At 63.8% G+C, this 17,661-nt stretch carries 19 protein-coding genes; 5 read left to right on the forward strand and 14 right to left on the reverse strand.

From position 1 onward, the window contains the following. From HP499_RS08525 to truB, 7 genes are all read right to left on the reverse strand, one after another. On the reverse strand, positions 1-818 hold an 818-nt coding region (locus HP499_RS08525), incomplete at its 3' end, for a pitrilysin family protein (protein WP_172323667.1). Between the two features lie 89 nt (positions 819-907). Next, the gene (locus HP499_RS08530) at positions 908-3,160 is read right to left on the reverse strand and encodes a polyribonucleotide nucleotidyltransferase (protein ID WP_011774282.1); all 2,253 of its coding nucleotides are present in this window, start codon (positions 3,158-3,160) and stop codon (positions 908-910) included. 238 nt (positions 3,161-3,398) lie between these two features. Next, entirely contained in the window at positions 3,399-3,668 is a 270-nt protein-coding gene (rpsO, locus tag HP499_RS08535) for a 30S ribosomal protein S15 (protein ID WP_089594382.1), read from the reverse strand. A gap of 159 nt (positions 3,669-3,827) precedes the next feature. After that, positions 3,828-4,811, reverse strand: coding sequence for a bifunctional riboflavin kinase/FAD synthetase (locus HP499_RS08540; protein ID WP_172323668.1), 984 nt, complete (start codon positions 4,809-4,811; stop codon positions 3,828-3,830). 88 nt (positions 4,812-4,899) lie between these two features. Beyond that, complete coding sequence (locus tag HP499_RS08545; RefSeq protein ID WP_172323669.1) at positions 4,900-5,346, reverse strand: hypothetical protein; 447 nt, start codon at positions 5,344-5,346, stop codon at positions 4,900-4,902. Positions 5,347-5,348: 2 nt separating this feature from the next. After that, the gene (locus HP499_RS08550; RefSeq protein ID WP_172323670.1) at positions 5,349-5,702 is read right to left on the reverse strand and encodes a hypothetical protein; all 354 of its coding nucleotides are present in this window, start codon (positions 5,700-5,702) and stop codon (positions 5,349-5,351) included. Between the two features lie 2 nt (positions 5,703-5,704). Beyond that, a complete protein-coding gene (truB, locus tag HP499_RS08555) occupies positions 5,705-6,634 on the reverse strand; it encodes a tRNA pseudouridine(55) synthase TruB (RefSeq protein WP_309138356.1) in 930 nt (309 codons plus the stop codon). 34 nt (positions 6,635-6,668) lie between these two features. Between truB and HP499_RS08560 the strand changes: the two genes are divergently transcribed. Further along, positions 6,669-7,823 (forward strand): pyridoxal phosphate-dependent aminotransferase, encoded by a 1,155-nt coding sequence (locus HP499_RS08560; protein ID WP_172323672.1) that lies wholly within the window; start codon positions 6,669-6,671, stop codon positions 7,821-7,823. Positions 7,824-7,850: 27 nt separating this feature from the next. Here the strand turns inward: HP499_RS08560 and HP499_RS08565 are convergent, their stop codons facing one another. The 4 genes from HP499_RS08565 to HP499_RS08580 form a co-directional block, all read right to left on the reverse strand. Continuing rightward, positions 7,851-8,333 carry a nucleoside deaminase gene (locus HP499_RS08565; RefSeq protein ID WP_172323673.1) on the reverse strand — a complete coding sequence of 161 codons (483 nt, stop codon included), beginning with the start codon at positions 8,331-8,333 and terminating at the stop codon, positions 7,851-7,853. Positions 8,334-8,418: 85 nt separating this feature from the next. Then, positions 8,419-8,922, reverse strand: a complete 504-nt coding sequence (gene rbfA / locus HP499_RS08570; protein WP_026547314.1) for a 30S ribosome-binding factor RbfA — start codon at positions 8,920-8,922, stop codon at positions 8,419-8,421. Between the two features lie 77 nt (positions 8,923-8,999). Beyond that, entirely contained in the window at positions 9,000-11,867 is a 2,868-nt protein-coding gene (gene infB / locus HP499_RS08575; protein WP_172323674.1) for a translation initiation factor IF-2, read from the reverse strand. A gap of 152 nt (positions 11,868-12,019) precedes the next feature. After that, positions 12,020-12,274 carry a YlxR family protein gene (locus tag HP499_RS08580; RefSeq protein WP_309138359.1) on the reverse strand — a complete coding sequence of 85 codons (255 nt, stop codon included), beginning with the start codon at positions 12,272-12,274 and terminating at the stop codon, positions 12,020-12,022. On the opposite strand from HP499_RS08580, the gene HP499_RS25465 reads away from it, so the two are divergent. After that, the gene (locus tag HP499_RS25465; protein ID WP_309138360.1) at positions 12,194-12,457 is read left to right on the forward strand and encodes a hypothetical protein; all 264 of its coding nucleotides are present in this window, start codon (positions 12,194-12,196) and stop codon (positions 12,455-12,457) included. The two genes, HP499_RS08580 and HP499_RS25465, sit on opposite strands and share 81 nt — an antisense overlap. A gap of 101 nt (positions 12,458-12,558) precedes the next feature. Here HP499_RS25465 and nusA read toward each other — a convergent pair whose 3' ends face one another. Continuing rightward, on the reverse strand, positions 12,559-13,539 hold the full coding sequence (gene nusA / locus HP499_RS08585; RefSeq protein ID WP_172323676.1) for a transcription termination factor NusA: 981 nt from the start codon (positions 13,537-13,539) through the stop codon (positions 12,559-12,561). After that, positions 13,539-14,150 (reverse strand): ribosome maturation factor RimP, encoded by a 612-nt coding sequence (gene rimP, locus HP499_RS08590; RefSeq protein WP_172323677.1) that lies wholly within the window; start codon positions 14,148-14,150, stop codon positions 13,539-13,541. Before rimP ends, nusA begins: the two co-directional genes overlap by 1 nt. Positions 14,151-14,255: 105 nt before the next feature. Between rimP and HP499_RS08595 the strand changes: the two genes are divergently transcribed. The 3 genes from HP499_RS08595 to HP499_RS08605 are packed head-to-tail and all read left to right on the forward strand — an operon-like array spanning position 14,256 to position 17,165. Further along, a complete protein-coding gene (locus HP499_RS08595; RefSeq protein ID WP_309138357.1) occupies positions 14,256-15,353 on the forward strand; it encodes a ferritin-like domain-containing protein in 1,098 nt (365 codons plus the stop codon). Between the two features lie 9 nt (positions 15,354-15,362). After that, positions 15,363-16,385 carry an aminoglycoside phosphotransferase family protein gene (locus HP499_RS08600; RefSeq protein WP_309138358.1) on the forward strand — a complete coding sequence of 341 codons (1,023 nt, stop codon included), beginning with the start codon at positions 15,363-15,365 and terminating at the stop codon, positions 16,383-16,385. Positions 16,386-16,388: 3 nt separating this feature from the next. After that, positions 16,389-17,165, forward strand: coding sequence for an aspartate dehydrogenase domain-containing protein (locus tag HP499_RS08605; RefSeq protein ID WP_172323679.1), 777 nt, complete (start codon positions 16,389-16,391; stop codon positions 17,163-17,165). An 8-nt stretch (positions 17,166-17,173) separates the two neighbouring features. Here HP499_RS08605 and HP499_RS08610 read toward each other — a convergent pair. Next, positions 17,174-17,661: TSUP family transporter (locus HP499_RS08610; protein ID WP_172323680.1), on the reverse strand; the 488-nt coding region annotated here is incomplete at its 5' end.

Genomic DNA, 17,661 nt, shown 5'->3' on the forward strand with positions numbered 1-17,661 from the left:
ATGATGTTGGCTTGCTCCACGGGACGTTTGACCACGTGGAGGCCCGAGGTTCCGCTGATGACAGCGCGTTCGGTTCCCCTGCGGTTCACCGGGGCAGCTTGGGGATCGAGTTTCCAGCCAGCAGCCGTCAGGGCGTCAAGGACGAGGTCGCAGACCACGTCATGGTCGAGCCCACCGGCTGCGGTGATGACAAGTTCCTCCGGGCGGTAGTAGCGCTGGTAGTGCGCCCACACTGAGTCCCGGGCTACGGCCTTGATGGCCTCGGGCGTTCCACCGATCGGACGGGCCAGGGGGTGGTTGCCGAGGACGGCCTCAACGAATTTCTCGTGCGCAACGTCTGTGGGGTCGTCGCTGTCCATGGCGATTTCCTCAAGGATGACATCGCGTTCCTGCTCCAATTCAGCAGGATCCAGGACCGCCCCGGTGATCATATCTGCAATGACGTCGATGGCCATGGGAAGGTCTGTGTCCAGTACCCGCGCGAAGTAGCACGTGCTTTCCTTCGCAGTTGCGGCGTTTGATTCGCCACCTACCTCGTCAAAAGCCGATGCGATCTCCAAGGCAGTGCGACGTTTGGTGCCTTTAAACAGCAAGTGCTCCAGGAAGTGTGTGGAACCATGCTGGCCGTCCGCTTCATCGCGTGAACCCACTGCCACCCAGAAGCCTATGGTCGCCGAGCGCTGGCCGGGCATAGCCTCGGTCAGGACGCGCACTCCGCCGGGAAGGACCGAGCGCCGGACGACGGAACCGCCCTCGGCACCATGGATCAATTCGCCACCGGGAAGGGTCTGCTCCAGCGGCAGGGGTACGACAGTCATCAAGGCCTTTCAGGTTTTCGGGTTAAGGCCGGAAGGGCCGGTGGAGCTTTTACAAGCCCACCGGCCCCGCCGGGTGTACTGCTTAGAGACTACTCTGCGGACTCTTCAGCGGCCTCGGCCGGAGCGTCCTCGGAAGCCGCGCCCTCTTCCTCGGCAACAACCGGGGAGAGGGAAAGCTTGCCGCGGTCATCGATCTTGGTGATCTCGACCTGGACCTTCTGGCCTACGGAGACGACGTCATCAACGTTGTCCACGCGCTTGCCGTTGGCCAGCTTGCGGAGCTCGGAGATGTGCAGCAGGCCGTCCTTGCCCGGGGTGAGGGAAACGAAAGCGCCAAAGGTGGTGGTTTTGACGACCGTACCCAGGTAACGCTCACCGATTTCCGGTACCTGCGGGTTGGCGATGGCGTTGATGGCAGAACGTGCCGCATCAGCAGACGGACCGTTGGTGGCGCCGATGTAGACCGTGCCGTCATCTTCGATGGAGATGTCCGCGCCCGTGTCTTCCTGGATCTGGTTGATCATCTTGCCCTTGGGGCCGATGACCTCGCCGATCTTGTCTACGGGGATCTTGACCGCGATGACACGCGGAGCGAACTCGGAAAGCTCGTCCGGGGTGTCGATCGCAGCGTTGATGACCTCGAGGATGTGGAGGCGGGCTTCGCGGGCCTGCTTCAGCGCTGCTGCCAGCACGGAAGCGGGGATGCCGTCGAGCTTGGTGTCCAGCTGGATGGCCGTGACGAACTCGGACGTACCGGCAACCTTGAAGTCCATGTCGCCGAAAGCGTCTTCGGCGCCGAGGATGTCGGTCAGCGCTGCGTAGCGGGTCTGGCCGTCAACCTGGTCGGAAACCAGGCCCATGGCGATACCGGCAACTGCTGCCTTCAACGGCACACCGGCGTTGAGCATGGAAAGCGTCGAAGCACAGACCGAGCCCATGGACGTCGAACCGTTGGAACCGAGGGCCTCGGATACCTGGCGGATGGCGTACGGGAATTCCTCGCGGGTCGGCAGAACCGGAACCAAGGCGCGCTCTGCAAGGGCACCGTGGCCGATTTCGCGGCGCTTCGGGGAACCGACGCGTCCGGTCTCACCGGTGGAGTACGGCGGGAAGTTGTAGTTGTGCATGTAGCGCTTGCGCGTTACCGGCGACAACGAGTCGATCTGCTGCTCCATCTTGAGCATGTTCAGCGTGGTGACACCCATGATCTGGGTTTCGCCGCGCTCGAAGATCGCGGAACCGTGAACGCGGGGCAGGACCTCAACCTCGGCGGTCAGCTGGCGGATATCCGTCAGGCCACGGCCGTCAATGCGGACCTGGTCCTTGAGGATGCGCTGGCGCACAACGTGCTTGGTGACCGAGCGGAATGCTGCGGACAGCTCCTTCTCGCGGCCTTCGAACTGTCCGGCAAGTGCACCAAGGACCTCGTCCTTGAGCTCGTCGGAAGCGTTGTCGCGGTCCTGCTTGTCAGCAATCTGGAAGACAGCAGCCAACTTGTCAGCGGCAGCGGCTTCAACAGCGGCGTAGACGTCGTCCTGGTAGTCCAGGAAGACCGGGAACTCAACCGTGGGCTTGGCAGCGCGGGCTGCCAGGTCTGCCTGGGCTTCGCAGAGTGCCTTGATGAACGGCTTGGCAGCCTCGAGGCCTTCGGAGACAACCTCTTCGGTAGGAGCGGTTGCGCCCTGTTCCTTGATGAGGTTCCAGGAGTTGTCCGTAGCTTCGGCTTCGACCATCATGATGGCGACGTCGTCACCGGCGATGCGGCCGGCAACAACCATGTTGAACACAGCGTTCTCCAGCTGGGAGTGCTTCGGGAAAGCAACCCACTGTGAACCCTGTTCGTCGGCGATGAGGGCAACGCGGACGCCGCCGATCGGGCCGGAGAACGGGAGGCCGGAAAGCTGGGTGGACATCGAGGAAGCGTTGATGGCGACGACGTCGTAGAGCTCATCCGGGTTGATGGCCAGAACGGTAACCACGATCTGGACCTCGTTGCGCAAGCCCTTGACGAAGGCAGGGCGCAGCGGGCGGTCCATCAGGCGGCAAGCGAGGATGGCTTCGGTGGACGGGCGGCCTTCGCGGCGGAAGAACGAACCCGGGATGCGGCCGGCGGCGTACATACGCTCTTCAACATCAACCGTCAGCGGGAAGAAGTCGAAACCTTCGCGCGGCTGCTTGCCTGCGGTGGTTGCCGAAAGCAGGGCGGTGTCTTCGTCGATGTAGACCATCGAAGCGCCGGCTGCCTGCTTGGCAAGGCGGCCGGTTTCGAAGCGAATGACGCGCTTGCCGAAACGGCCGTTGTCGATAATGGCTTCGGAGAACTGGATTTCGGGACCCTCCATAGAGAGTCACCTCCGTTTCTGTTAGCGGAAGTCCGCCGCATCAACCCAGGCCTCTTCTTTTTTCCTGGCCTGTACGACACCCGGTCATCGATCGAGATCCACGGGCCAACCGTCATCGATTGTTCCCGGGAATCACTACCGAGGACCGCGAATGCGCGATGCGGTTGATTCCTGTTTTTAGTTGTTGGTGAAGAAGGCGGCCCGTTCCTTGAGGGACCGGGCCGCCCCTAAAGTCAGACTAGCGACGCAGGCCGAGGCGCTCGATGAGCGCACGGTAGCGGGCGATGTCGGTGTTCTTCAGGTAGGAAAGCATGCGCTTGCGACGACCAACCATGGCCAGCAGACCGCGCTGGGTGTGGAAGTCGTGCTTGTGCTCCTTCATGTGCTCAGTCAGATCCTTGATCCGCTGGGTCAGGACTGCAACCTGTACCTCGGGCGAACCGGTGTCGCCTTCAGAGGTTGCGTATTCCTTGATGATGGACTGCTTTACAGCGGCTTCAAGTGCCACGTGAACTCCTAGAGTTGTGCCGTGCCTCCCGGTGCAGCGCCTCGCTGACGGGTTGCCTTTGGTGCGTCGCCGCACACAAAAACAGGTCCAGCCGCCACGGACTGCAGCCGGATCCACTCATCAGTTTACCGGCAGGCCGGCAGTGTTGTCGAAATGCGCCTAGCTCCGGCTCAGGAGCTCGTGCGCCTGGGCTACGTCCAGGCACATTTGCTCGACCAAAGCTTCAGGTCCCCGGTACGCCACCATGCCCCGCAAACGCTGCGTAAATTCGACCGCCACCGTCTGGCCGTAGAGGTCGAAGTCCTCCACGTTTTCTTCGGGGCGGTCGATGACATGGGCCTCGACCTGACGGCTGACGCCGTCGAACGTGGGGTTGGACCCCACCGAAATGGCAGCGGGCCACCGGGTCCCGGACTGGTCTATCAGCCAGCCGGCATAAATTCCGTCTGCCGGGACATACCCGGTGGAATCGTGGGAAAGGTTGGCGGTGGGAAATCCCAGGTCCCGGCCACGGGCAGCGCCATGGACCACTTCCCCGCGCATGCGGTGGGGACGGCCCAGCACTGCGGCGGCAGTCACCACATCCCCCTCGGACAAAGCTTCCCGAACCCAGGTGGAAGAACAGCGGCGGTCGGCATCGCCGTCGTCGTGGACCGGGAAGCCGCCCGCGCCGTACTCATTGACTACCTGGACGCTGAAGCCGAGCTGGTCGCCCAGCTCCTGCATGGTCACAACATCGCCGGCGTTACCGGCGCCGAAGCGGAGGTCATGCCCTACTACGAGGTGTGCGGCGTGGAGTCCTTCGAGCAAAACCTCGCGGACAAACTCCAGCGGCGTCATTGCCGCAAGATCGAGGGTGTACTTCATCACCAGTACCGCATCCACCCCGGTATCTCCCAGCGCCTCCAGCTTGTCCTGGAGGCCCATGATGAGCTCCGGAGCAGAATCCGGCCTGTGCACCTGCGCGGGGTGGGGATCGAACGTCACCGCAACCGACGGAATACCGTGCCGCTTTGACGTGCCGGTCAACTGCGACAGGACGTGCTGGTGGCCACGATGGACGCCGTCAAAGTTCCCGATGGTAACGACAGTAGGTCCGAAGTCCTTGGGGACTTCGGTGGGATCGTTCCAGATGTGGACCATCAACCTCGCCTTTTACTGCAGATGTTCGTTGCGTCCGGCAACCTCCCGGCGCCGGAACATTCTAAGGTTACCCGCTAGGGTCTTTGACTCAGGACGGCCGGCGTTTATTGAGCCACAGGAGGCCCAGGATCGGCAGCACCAGCGGCACGAAGCCGTAGCCGCGGCCAAAGAGGGACCACACAGTATCGTGCGGGAAAGCGACAGGATCGAAGAGGCTGATGGCGCCCACCACCAGCACTCCCACAAGTTCCGTAAGGACAGCGGCGACGGAGACCTTGAACCACGTGCGGCCCGGCTTGGCGAGTGAGATGGTGGCCACAATATAGACGACGGCGGCGAACGCCGACAGGCTGTGCGCCAACGGAGCTTCGGCAAACTTGGTGGCGATCTGGTAGCCGGCACGTGCCGTTGCGGACAGCGCGAAGACTGCATAGACCGCGATCAGCAGGCGGCCAGGTCCAGTATTGCGGGTGTCCTTGTGCTGCGGATTTACCGGGTTGGTCTCGGTTCCAGTCACGTTGCGTTCTTCCTTCAAGGTCAGTACCAGATCTGGTTCATGCGGGCGCCCATGACAAGCACGGTGATACCCACTGCAGCCAACACGAAGTTGCTCCAGCGGGTTCGTTCAAGGATGGCCCAGTAAACGGCGCCCAAGGGAATCATCAGGGCGGTAGCCAGGTAGCCCCAGAACTCCCAGGCCTCACCGGCAATCTGCTCGCCCATGGCTACCCGGACGATCGAACCCACCAGATACACCAGGAGGACCAGTTCCACTGCAAGGACCGAGAAGATGGTGGGATCGTTGGGGGCTTTCTTCATCAGGCCGGCCACGAGGCACATGATGGTGGACACCAATCCGACGATCAGGATGGCGTAAAAGTATCCGTCCATTGTTATTGCGCCTGCCCTGTACCTGAACCGGTTCCCGGGGCAAAGACCAGCACCGGCTTGGCGAAGCTGCCGCTATCAGCCAGCAGCGCTACCAACTCCCCCGACGGCGCGAATGCGGCTGCAGGGTTGCCGGCCGTAGCAGCCTCAGGCGTTCCGGCACCGGGGCCGGCGGCAATTCGGCGGCCAAAGGAAATTTCCGTGGTTTCCTCAGCACTGAGTTCCCGGTTGGGCATGAGGGCCCGCGCAGCGTGGGACATTTCCAGAACGTTCAGTTCCTCTGCCAACTCTTCCAGGGTGCGGGCTTGGTCAAGGGTGTACGGCCCAACTTGGGTCCTGCGCAACGCGGTAAGGTGGCCACCGACTCCCAGGCCATTGCCCAGGTCACGGGCCAAGGCCCTGATGTACGTCCCGGAAGAACATTCCACGGTGACATCGACGTCAACTACCCTGCCGCCGTCGACTCTTTGTATGGAGTGGACCTCGAAGCGGTGGATGGTGACGGGGCGGGCAGCGAGCTTGACTTCCTCGCCGGAGCGCACACGGGCATAGGAGCGTTCACCGTTGACCTTGATGGCACTGACGCTGCTGGGAACCTGCTGGATGGGTCCTGTCAGCGCGGCCACCCCGGCGGCGATGGCGTCGTCGGTGACCTCCGACGCACTGCGGGTTTCGGTGACCTCGCCCTCGGCGTCGTCGGTGATGGTGGTTTCGCCGAGCCTGATGGTGGCGGTGTAGGTCTTGGAGGTGCCCACAATGTAGGTCAACAGGCGCGTTGCCTTGTTGATGCCAAGAACCAGCACGCCGGTAGCCATGGGATCCAGCGTTCCGGCGTGCCCCACTTTCCGGGTACCAGCCAGCCGCCGCATCCGGCCAACCACATCATGGCTGGTCCATCCCTGCGGTTTGTCAACGATTACCAGTCCAGAAAGCACGCTTACCAGTATATGGGTGGCTAGGATGGCTCCCATGCCTGAGCTTGCCCCGCACGTCCGCGACGTCCCCGTGAACCAGATCCGCGAGATCACCGAAGCCGCTTGGTCCACCCCCGGGGCGATCGTCCTGAGTATCGGAGAACCGGGCTTTGCACTCCCCCGGCACGTCCTGGACGCAGGGATTGCCTGCCTGGACCGGGATGAGACCAATTACACACCGAACGCAGGGATTCCCGCGCTCCGCGAAGCCTTCGCAGCCCGTTTCCGGGAGCAGCAGGGCGTGCAGATCGGTGCGGAGCGGGTCTATGTGGTGGACGGTGCGCAGCAGGGCCTGCACTTCGCCATGAGCCTCCTGCTTGCGCCCGGGGACGAAATCCTCATCCCCAATCCGGGCTACCCCACGTTCGCCATGACCAGCCGCCTCCTGCACGCCGTACCTGTGCAGTATCCCTTGTACCCGCAGAATGACTTCCAGCCGCATATCGAGGACATCGAGGCACTCATCACGCCACGGACGCGGGTGATCATGCTGAACTCTCCGTCCAATCCCTTGGGAGCCGTATTCAGTGCCGAATCCACGCGCCAACTGGTGGAGCTGGCCGTCCGGCATGACCTCTGGATCATCTCGGACGAGTGCTATGAAGCCTTTACCTTCGATGTTCCGCATGTCAGTCCCGCCCGCTTCGACAGCGACGTCCCCGGGGAAGCGCGGGTCTTCACTTCCCTGACGCTGTCCAAGACCTACGGCCTGACGGGCCTGCGGATCGGGGCGTTGGTCTGCCCGCCAGGGTTGGAGCAGAAGATGAACAACGTGATGGAGTCGATCGTCTCCTGCGTGGCATCTCCCTCCCAGTACGCCGCCCTCGCTGCCCTCACAGGGCCACAGGACTATGTTTCCCGGGCGCATGACCATTACCGCAGCAATCGTGATGCAGCCTCGGCTGTACTGTCCGGGAAGGGAATTCCATTTTTGGGAGCACAGGGGGCGTTCTATTTGTGGGCGGATGTCTCACACGTCAGTGGCGGCGACGTCAGGACCTGGGTGCGTGCCTTCCTGGCGGATTCGGGCGTGTCGTTCGCACCGGGAACAGCGTTCGGCTCCATTGGTGAAGGATGGATCAGGATCGCCCTCTGCGGAGGGCAGCAGGACCTGCTCGACGGCGTTGGACGGCTCCCGGCCAGGGTTTAGTTTCCGGGGTCCTCAGGACGCAAGGGCTCAGTACGCTGTTCGGCGGGAGTGGTTCAGCCAGGCGGCGAACGGGTCATCTGACGCGGGCAGCTCAGCATGCTCCACCGGAAGCAGCTCAGGCCTGGCACCGGCAAAATACTCATAGAACACAGCGTCATCGAAACCCGCCCGGGCGGCACCATGCCTGTCCGCCGCGAAGTAGACGTGGCCGATCCGGGCCCAGAGAGTGGCTGATAAACACAAGGGACAGGGTTCGCAGCTGGCGTACAGGACTGAGCCCGTGAGGTCGAACTTTTGGGTGGCGGAAGCGGCCCGGCGGATTGCCACGACTTCTGCGTGGGCCGTGGGGTCATGGTCACGGGTGACCCGGTTCACTCCCTCGTGGACGGTGCCGTCCGGGGTGACCACAACGGCGCCGAACGGACCGCCGCCGTCGGAGACGTTTTCCACTGCCAGGCGGATGGCCCGGTTCAGGTATTCATCACGTTGCTGAGCGTTGTGCGCCGACATGGTCTGATCCTAACGAGTTTGAGTACAGCTAATGCCCCTAAAACGCAGTCTTAGGGGCATTAGCTGTACAAAAACGCTGAGAGTTTTAGCGGTTGGCGTCTTCGTCGAGTTCTTTGTCGCCGGAGAGGTCGGTGTCCTCTTCGTCGAAGTCGTCCTCGTCGATGTCCTCCGGGGCGTCGCCCTTGTAGGGATCGGCCTCACCGGCGTGCTTGGCGCTGGCAGCCAAAGCGGCTACCTCGGCGTCGCGACGCTTCGCTTCGCGGAGCAACTCCTCAAGGTTCGAGGCGTTAACCGGAATCTGGTCCGCCACAAACTCAAGCGTCGGAGTCAGCCGGACGGTGATGTTCCGGCCGACTTCCTGCCGCAGCACACCCTTTGCCTTCTCCAAGGCACGGGCAGCATCAGCATGGGCTACCTCGTCACCGAAGACGGTGTAGTAGATGGTGGCGTGCTGAAGGTCATTGGTGACGCGGGCGTCGGTGACCGTGATGGTCTCGACGCGCGGATCCTTGACCCGACGACCGAGGGCCTCAGCGACGACGACCTTAATCCGCTGTGCCAGCTTGGCAGCGCGTGCGGGATCAGCCATGACTTCCTCCTGGAAAGTAGAAACGGGGACGGAACGGGTCCGCCGGGGCTACCCGACGGACCCGTTCCAAACGGAACCTAGACGCGCGGCTTTTCGCGCATTTCGAAGGTCTCGATGATGTCACCTTCAGTGATGTCGTTGAAGGAGCCAAGACCGATACCACACTCGAAGTCGGTACGGACTTCGGTGGCGTCATCCTTGAAGCGCTTGAGCGTCTCAACGGTGAGGTTGTCACCGATGACCTTGCCGTCGCGGCTGACACGTGCCTTGGTGTTACGGCGGATGATGCCCGTGCGGACGATCGAGCCTGCGATGTTGCCGAACTTGGAGGAACGGAAGACTTCGCGGACCTCGGCAGTGCCGAGCTGGACTTCTTCGTACTCCGGCTTGAGCATGCCCTTGAGAGCCATCTCAATGTCATCGATTGCTGCGTAGATGACCGAGTAGAAGCGCATGTCCACGCCTTCACGGTCAGCAAGTTCAGCAACGCGCTCGGCCGGCTTGACGTTGAAGCCGATGATGATGGCGTTGTCCACCGTGGCGAGGTTGACGTCGTTCTGCGTGATGGCACCCACACCGCGGTGGATGACACGGAGCTGAACGTCGTCGTCTCCGACGTCGATCTTGAGCAAGGCGTCTTCGAGGGCTTCAACGGCACCGGATACGTCACCCTTGAGGATGAGGTTAAGGGTGTCGATCTTGCCTTCGGCAACGGCCTGGTCGAAGTCTTCCAGGCTGATGCGCTTGCGACGCTTGGCCAGTGCGGCGTTGCGGTCGGCAGCTTCACGCTTCTCAGCGATCTGGCGGGCCGTACGCTCGTCCGGGGTCACCAGGAAGGTGTCACCTGCACGCGGCACGTTGGACAGGCCGAGGACCTGGACCGGACGGGACGGCAGCGCGACATCGAGTGCCTCGCCGTTCTCGTCGAACATGGCGCGGACGCGGCCGTGAGCCGTACCGGCCACGATCGTGTCGCCCACTGCCAGGGTTCCGGACTGGACCAGGACGGTAGCAACAGCACCGCGCCCCTTGTCCAGGTTCGCTTCGATGGCAATGCCTCGAGCGTCCTTGTCCGGGTTGGCGCGCAGATCCAGCGCGGCATCGGCAGTCAGCAGGACAGCGTCGATCAGTTCGTCGATGTTGAGGTTCTGGCGTGCAGAGACCTCAACGAACATGGTGTCGCCACCGTATTCTTCCGGAACCAGTCCGTACTCGGTCAGCTGGCCCTTGACCTTGTCAGGGTTGGCGCCTTCCTTGTCGATCTTGTTCACTGCGACGACGATCGGCACGTTTGCCGCCTGGGCGTGGTTGAGTGCTTCAACCGTCTGCGGCATCACGCCGTCATCGGCTGCGACAACCAGGATCGCGATATCGGTGACCTTGGCACCACGTGCACGCATGGCCGTGAAGGCCTCGTGACCGGGGGTGTCAATGAAGGTGATGTCGCGGGCCGTGCCCTCGTGGACGTGGCTGATCTGGTATGCACCGATGTGCTGGGTGATACCACCGTGCTCGCCGGCCACAACATTGGAGTTGCGGATGGCATCGAGCAGGCGGGTCTTACCGTGGTCGACGTGACCCATGACGGTGACAACCGGTGCGCGGGCCTCAAGGACGTCGTCGCCTTCGGCGTCGAGTTCGTCCTGGATGTTGATGTCGAACTGGTCCAGCAGCTCGCGCTCTTCGTCCTCGGGGGAAACAACCTGGAGCTTGTAGCCGAGTTCGGCGCCAAGCAGGCCAAAGGTGTCCTCATCCAAGGACTGAGTAGCCGTTGCCATTTCACCAAGGTGGAACAGCACGGTCACCAGCGAAGCCGGGTTCGCATCGATCTTCTCGGCGAAGTCCGTGATGGACGAGCCACGACGCAGGCGGATGATGGTTTCGCCATCACCGCGGGGTACTGATACGCCGCCCAGCGACGGAGCACTCATCTGCTCCAGTTCCTGGCGCTTTGCACGCTTCGACTTGCGCTGCTTGCCACGACCGGCGCCGCCCTTGCCGAAGGCACCCTGGGTGCCACCGCGACCGCGGCCACCCTTGCCGAAGCCACCGCCGGCGGGAGCTCCGCCACCGGTACCTGCACCAGGTGCGCCACCGGGACGACCGGGTCCGCCACCCGGACGGCCTGCGCCACCCGGACGGCCTGCGCCACCGGGAGCCGGACGCTCAGTGCGGTTGGGCATCATGCCCGGAGTAGGACGGTTTCCGGCACCGGGACCACCGGCGGGACGCGGTGCGCCCGGACGGGGTGCGCCGGGACGCGGTGCGCCCGGACGGGGACCACCGGTACCAGCTGCGGGACGGGGTCCGCCTGCGCCGGCCGCGGGACGCGGACCACCGGGACGTTCGCCGTCATTGCGGCGTTCGCCCCGGGGCATGCCCTGGGACGGTGCAAACGGGTTGTTGCCCGGACGCGGCGGACGATCTCCGTCGCCACCACGGCCGCGGGGCATGCCCTGGGACGTAGCAAACGGGTTGTTGCCGGGACGGGGACCGCCGGGACGCGGAGCCTGGCCGCCCTGACGTGCCGGAGCCGGGGTCTCCGCCTTAGGGGCAGGACGGGCGCCGGGCTTGGCCGAAACCGGGGTGGAGGCGGCGGGAACAGCAGGTGCTGCCGGAGCCGGAGCTGCCGGAGCCTGGGCTGCCGGAGCAGGAGCCGCTGGAGCCGGGGCTGCAGGTGCCGGGGCCGGAGCCTTCGGTGCTGCAGGACCCGGAGCCGGAGCTGCCGGACGGGATGCTGCGGGTGCTTTGGGGGCTGCAGCGGGAGCGGCGGCCTTGGCAGCGCCGGCACCCGGGTAGGCGTCGCGAAGTTTCTTCACGACGGGGGCCTCGATTGTTGACGAGGCGGAGCGAACGAATTCGCCCAATTCCTGCAGTTTGGTTACTGCATCTTTGGAAGTAATACCGAGCTCTTTGGCGAGCTCATGTACGCGGACCTTGGCCACATTTCTCCTGTCTCGGTCCGCACCGAGCCAGGCACGAACCGTCTACTTCTTACTGCGGGCCTTCGCCGCTTGCGCGATTGAAAGGCCCATTGCAGAGCGCAACAAAGTTGTCATCGTTACGCACTCATCGCTGGGAACTCATCGGGTTTCCATCAGTTTTCTGACCCGCTTTCAGGTTTGGACGGTTTTCCTGTGGCAACCGGGGCCTCCACAAGTGGCGTGCCCCGCATCAGGTAACGTTCGACGGCGCCCGTTTCGGCAGCGCCCGCAAGGGCCCTTCCGAAAGCGCGCCGCTTGATCGCCAATGCCAGGCACTTTTCGCTGGGGTGCAGCCACGCACCCCTGCCGGCCATCCGGCGTCGTTCATCCACCAGGACCGCGGACGAACCGCTGCCTTGGGCGACCAGCCGGACAAGCTCGGACCGGGAGCCTTGCTTCCGGCATCCGATGCACGTGCGAACAGGCCCATGGCCGTGTTCAAGCAGTTCAGCCACGACGTGTCCAACCTGCCTTACGCTACTGGCACCCGACGGGCCCCGGTCCTGCGCATGCAGCTGAGGCACGCCAAAGCGCGCGGATACCGGACGTAAGCCCGGTTCCATCTATTCTAGCCCCCCGGCCCCGGTCTCCCGAAACCAAGGACGCCGCCAGCGCGGCGTGGAACCGGCGGCATCAGCCGCCGGTTGGACCGCTAGTCGACTTTTGCCGGAGCGGCGTCGGAAACGATATCGATCCGCCAGCCGGTCAGCTTTGCGGCGAGGCGGGCATTCTGGCCTTCCTTGCCGATAGCCAGGGAAAGCTGGTAATCGGGAACCACCACGCGGGCAGAGCGGGTTGCCTCATCGGTGATGGTGACCGAATTCACCCGGGACGGCGACAACGAGTTGGCAATGAAGGTTGCGGGGTCATCACTGAAATCGACGATGTCGATTTTTTCGTCGTTCAATTCAGTCATGACAGCCCGGACGCGCGAACCCATTTCACCGATGCAGGCACCCTTGGCGTTAATGCCGGGAGTGTTGGCCTTGACCGCGATCTTGGTACGGTGCCCGGCTTCGCGGGCAAGCGCGACGATCTCCACCGAGTGATCGGCGATTTCCGGAACTTCCATTTCGAACAGCTTGCGGACCAGTCCGGGGTGGGAACGGGACAGCGTGATGGACGGGCCCTTGGCACCGCGGTGGACGTCCACTACGAAAGCGCGCAGTCGGCTTCCGTGGAGGTACTTCTCGCCGGGAACCTGCTCGGGCGGCGGCAGCAGTGCCTCAACAGACCCCAGGTTGACCTGGATCATGTGCGGGTTGTTGCCCTGCTGGATCATGCCGGCCACGAGTTCGCCTTCACGGCCCTTGAATTCGCCCAGCACATTGTCATCCTCTACGTCGCGAAGACGCTGAAGGATGATCTGGCGCGCCGTGCTGGCAGCGATGCGGCCGAATCCGGCCGGGGTGTCCTCAAACTCGCCGATGGGCTCACCGTCGTCGTCGATCTCGGTGGCCCAGATGGTCACGTGGCCGCTCTTGCGGTCCAACTCCGCCCGGGCCTTTTCAAAGGCGCCGGGCGTCTTGTGGTACGCCACCAGCAGTGCTTGCTCGATGGTGGGAATCAGGAGATCCAGCGGGATTTCACGCTCACGCTCCAGGAGTCTCAGTGCGCTCATGTCAATATCCATTAGGCCTCCTCAGAAGGTCCGTTGTGCTCGTCTTCCAGCGCAGCCTCGTGGAGGTGGCTGAATTCAATCTCGACTTTTCCTTGGCGGATCCTGTCGAAAGGAATAGTGATGGGGTCGCCCTGCTTGGGCTTCATGCCCTTCTTGACCTCGTGCTCAGGGATGAGCGTCACGCCGTCATCCTGCACCGAGGCGATGCGGCCCAGGAGGTTCTCACCCTGGATCACGTTGACCCGGACCATGCGGCCACGGGCCCGGTGCCAGTGGCGCGGCTCAGTCAAGGGGCGGCTGACGCCCGGGGAAGAAACCTCGAGGTCATACGGGCGTCCGTCGTCATGGGGATCGTTGTCCAGGATATCGGAGAGCCCACGCGAGACTTCAGCGATGGCGTCAAGGCTGACACCGCCGGTTTCTTCCTGCGGCAGGTCCACGACGACGTGGACCGTGCGGTGTGAACCGGCAACGTGGATGGAAACATCCTCGAGGTAGAGCCTGCTGGCAAGGACAGCCGGTTCAAGCAGCGCCTTAAGCCTGCTCTCTTCCGGGTTGTGGATGGTGGCCGTTGAGTTGGATTCAGAACGGTGTGTTGAAGTCGTGGCTTCCGAGTCACTCACGTTGCCCGCCGCCTCCCGATAGATGTTGTTGTGACTACTAGCCTAACGATTTTCCCGGGAACATGGTGCACGGACTTTGCCGCCCGCGTGACACCATGGTGTGTTGTGAACGGGCAGACAAGCGAAAAACGACGAACACCACCCTGGGGCCGGGTCATGCTTGTTGCCGTGGTGGCGCTGCTCGTCGCGGGCACCGGGATGGTGCTGATTCCGCGGGATTCCGGCAATCCCCCGCCCATCCCTTTCTCTGAAACCGCCCGCGCAGAGGCACTGGAGGACGCACTCCGGCTTCAAGAATCCGCCGCAGGATTGTCTGAAGGAACCGGCCAGGGAGCGGGGCATCCGGGCCTCAAAGCCGCTGTGACTTTGCTGACAACGCAGGCGCGCGCCCTCCTGGCTCCGTCCGAAGCAACGCCCTCCGGCACCGCTGAACCTTCCGTCACATCAGCCACCACCACGCGCCCAACCTTTGTTGAGGCTTTGTCCGCGAGCGGTATAAAGCGCCTGGCAGACGCCCGCGAAGCCGACGGCGGCATCGCCCGGCTCCTTGCCGGCGTCGGAACAGCGCAAGTGCTCGAAGCCGAAAAGCTGGCCCGGACATGGCAACTGCCGATCCCCAAGGAAGCAGCAGCAACGACGAAGGTCCCCGCAGCCACGGTCTCCGGACCACCCTGCCCCTCGGCAAGTCCTACCCCTGAGCCCACCTCCGCCACTACCGATGCAGCCCTGGCCGCGACGGTCCGCGTGCATCAGGAAGCTGTCTATGCCTACCAGGTGGCGCTCAAACGGCTGGAACCCGCGGCCGCCGGTACGGCAGCCAAAGGCCTCGCCGCCCATGAATCGCTGCTCCGGCAGGCAGAGACCCTGACCCGCGCCAACTGCGGGGACGTACCTGCAAGTGAGCCCGGGTACCGCCTCCCCGGACAGTTCGCGCAAGAGCCCGCCGTTGGCCTGGCCGAGCTGGAATCCTCAACCCTTCCGGTGTTGGGCGACTTGGTTGCACTGTCCACGGGTGAGACCCGGAGCTGGGCGGTGGACAGCCTCTTGGCCGCTTCCCGCAGGAGCCTTGGGTGGGGTGCAGAAATTCCTGCCCTCCCCGGACTAACGCTCGACGCCGGAGACTTGCCTTCCCTGCCGACGCCCGGTCCCGAATCCGGAGGGCCAGCGGCGTTTTCCAGGCTCCACGGGTTCCCTCGGAGTTAGGCTGATCGCGTGACACTTCACGCAATGATTCCCATTCCGGGCGACCTCCACGCCCGGTACAACCGCGACTCCGCGGGGCGGGACTGGCTGGCCAGTCTTCCGGGACTCATCTCCGAGGCCTTGGATCGTTGGCGACTCACCGTTGACTTGGCGCCCGGTGCCGAACCGTGGAACGGCCATGGTGCCTTGGTGGTGCCGGTCCTCCAGGACGGCGTACCGTCCGCCCTGAAGATCGCATTCCCCCACGATGAAGCGCAGGTGGAACGCCACGCCCTTGCGCTCTGGGATGGTCACGGCGCGGTCCGCCTGTTGGCAGCGGATGCTCCCAGTTGCTCCATGCTCCTGGAACGGCTGGATGCCTCCCGTTGGCTCCAGGACGCCCCCATGGATGAGGCAAGGGACGCCTGGAGCGCGATTGTGCGCCAACTCTCCATCCAACCCGATGAGCGCCTTGAATGGCGGGCCTTTGACCATGTGGCCGCAACGGCCGAGAGGTGGAGCGATGAACTGCCGGCGGAGTGGGAACGCCTGGACCGTCCCTTCCCGCGGTGGCTGCTTGAAGCCGCGCTGGAAGTGTGCCAGACGCGCGGTGCCGTGGGGCGGCGCTCCGGGACGGATGTCCTGGTACACACCGATCTTCACTTCATGAACATCCTGGCTGTCGCCAGGGAAAATCAATCACACCGGGGCGATTACCTGGCCATCGATCCACAGCCACAGATAGGCGAGGCAGAGTTCGCCGTAGCGCCGCTTCTGTGGAACCGGATCCATGACCTCTCCCGGACAGCCCCGGAAGAAGCCCTGCGGGAGCGTTGCCATGACTTCAGCGTCTCTGCCGGCCTCGATCCGGAGGCCGCCCGGCAATGGAGTGTTGCCCGGGAGGTGGAGAACGCCTTGGGGTATGCCGGGAGCCCGCGTCACGGTGGGGACCTTCGACGTTCTTTGTGGGTTGCCAGTACCCTTGCGGGCCGAACGCTGGATGACCTTCCCCGGCCGCATGACCTGCCCGATCCCGGCGCAACGGAGCATTAGGCCATGGCACTGACAGTTGCACTGATCGGCTCCGGTGCCATCGGCTCGCGGATAGCGGAACTGCTCGACGCCGGGACCGCACCTGGCGTCCGACTCGCCGGAGTGATACCGCACGGTGACGCCGGCACAGGTTTTAGTTTCGCCGATGCCCTCGAGGTAGCTGACGTGGTGGTGGAATGCGCCGGCGTCGCCGCAGTTTCAGAGTTTGGCCCTCCCACCATCCGATCCGGGAAGGACTTGCTGGTGACCTCGATCGGGGCCCTCTGCGACCCCTCCCTCCGCTCCGCTTTGCTGGACGAGGGTCCGGGCCGCACCTTCCTGACCACGGGTGCGCTGGGCGGCCTCGATGCGATCACCGCCGCCGGTGCAGGAGGCACCATCCACCGCATCACGCTGGAAACGCGGAAGCTTCCCGCCGCACTGGTGCAACCATGGATGGACGGTGAGACCACAGAGGGGCTGCTCGCGGCCACCCGGCCCGTTGAACTTCTGCGGGGCGGGCCGGCTGAGTTGATGAGGGCATTCCCCAAATCCACCAATGTGGTCTCGGCGCTCGCCCTGGCCGCCGGCAATTGGGAGGTGGTGGAGGCCGTGCTCATTGCCGATCCGGGCGCGCACCGGACGTCCCACCACGTGGTGGCCGAAACCAGCCTCGGTACCTTCGATTTCCGCGTCACCAACGAGGCCTCCCCCGGCAACCCGGCCTCCAGCGCGTTGGTGCCGCACGCCGTCGTACGCGGCTTGAAATCGCTTGCCAACGCCAGTGGCAGCTTCATCTGAGGCGAGGATCAGGCGGCGAAGTTCTCATTCCAGACGTCAAAGCCGAGCTTGATGATCAACGCCGCAACAACGACCAGGAAGACGACGCGCACAAAACCGCTTCCCCTGGCCACGGCAGTACGCGCGCCAAGGTAGCCACCGGCCATGTTGGCCAAGCCCAGGACCAGCCCTACGCCCCACAGCAACGAGCCGTGCGGAAGGAAGAAGATCAGGGCGCCTGCGTTGGTGGCCATGTTGACGATCTTGGCCTTGGCGCTGGCTTCAAGGAAGGCATAACCCATGGCCGAAACGAGGGCGATCACCAGGAAAGAGCCGGTGCCGGGGCCGATCAGGCCGTCGTAAAATCCGATCACGGCCCCAATGAGGCAGGCCACAACGTAGTGCTTGTGGCCATCGTGGCGAAGGGCAGTCAATTCGCCGGCGCTGGGCCGCAAGGCGGTGAAAACGGCGACGGCGATCAACGCCACCACGATGATGGGTTTGAATACACTGGCGG

The organism is Paenarthrobacter sp. CM16 (genome assembly GCF_013179505.1).
Taxonomy (GTDB): Bacteria; Actinomycetota; Actinomycetes; order Actinomycetales; family Micrococcaceae; genus Arthrobacter.

Bases quoted from the DNA above. Each gene is read 5' to 3' on its own strand.
- nusA (WP_172323676.1), bottom strand. From the start codon at position 13,539: ATGGATATTGACATGAGCGCACTGAGACTCCTGGAGCGTGAGCGTGAA.
- HP499_RS08560 (WP_172323672.1), top strand. From the start codon at position 6,669: ATGCCTGAGCTTGCCCCGCACGTCCGCGACGTCCCCGTGAACCAGATC.
- HP499_RS08540 (WP_172323668.1), bottom strand. From the start codon at position 4,811: ATGGTCCACATCTGGAACGATCCCACCGAAGTCCCCAAGGACTTCGGA.
- HP499_RS08550 (WP_172323670.1), bottom strand. From the start codon at position 5,702: ATGGACGGATACTTTTACGCCATCCTGATCGTCGGATTGGTGTCCACC.
- HP499_RS08530 (WP_011774282.1), bottom strand. From the start codon at position 3,160: ATGGAGGGTCCCGAAATCCAGTTCTCCGAAGCCATTATCGACAACGGC.
- HP499_RS08565 (WP_172323673.1), bottom strand. From the start codon at position 8,333: ATGTCGGCGCACAACGCTCAGCAACGTGATGAATACCTGAACCGGGCC.
- HP499_RS08605 (WP_172323679.1), top strand. From the start codon at position 16,389: ATGGCACTGACAGTTGCACTGATCGGCTCCGGTGCCATCGGCTCGCGG.
- rbfA (WP_026547314.1), bottom strand. From the start codon at position 8,922: ATGGCTGATCCCGCACGCGCTGCCAAGCTGGCACAGCGGATTAAGGTC.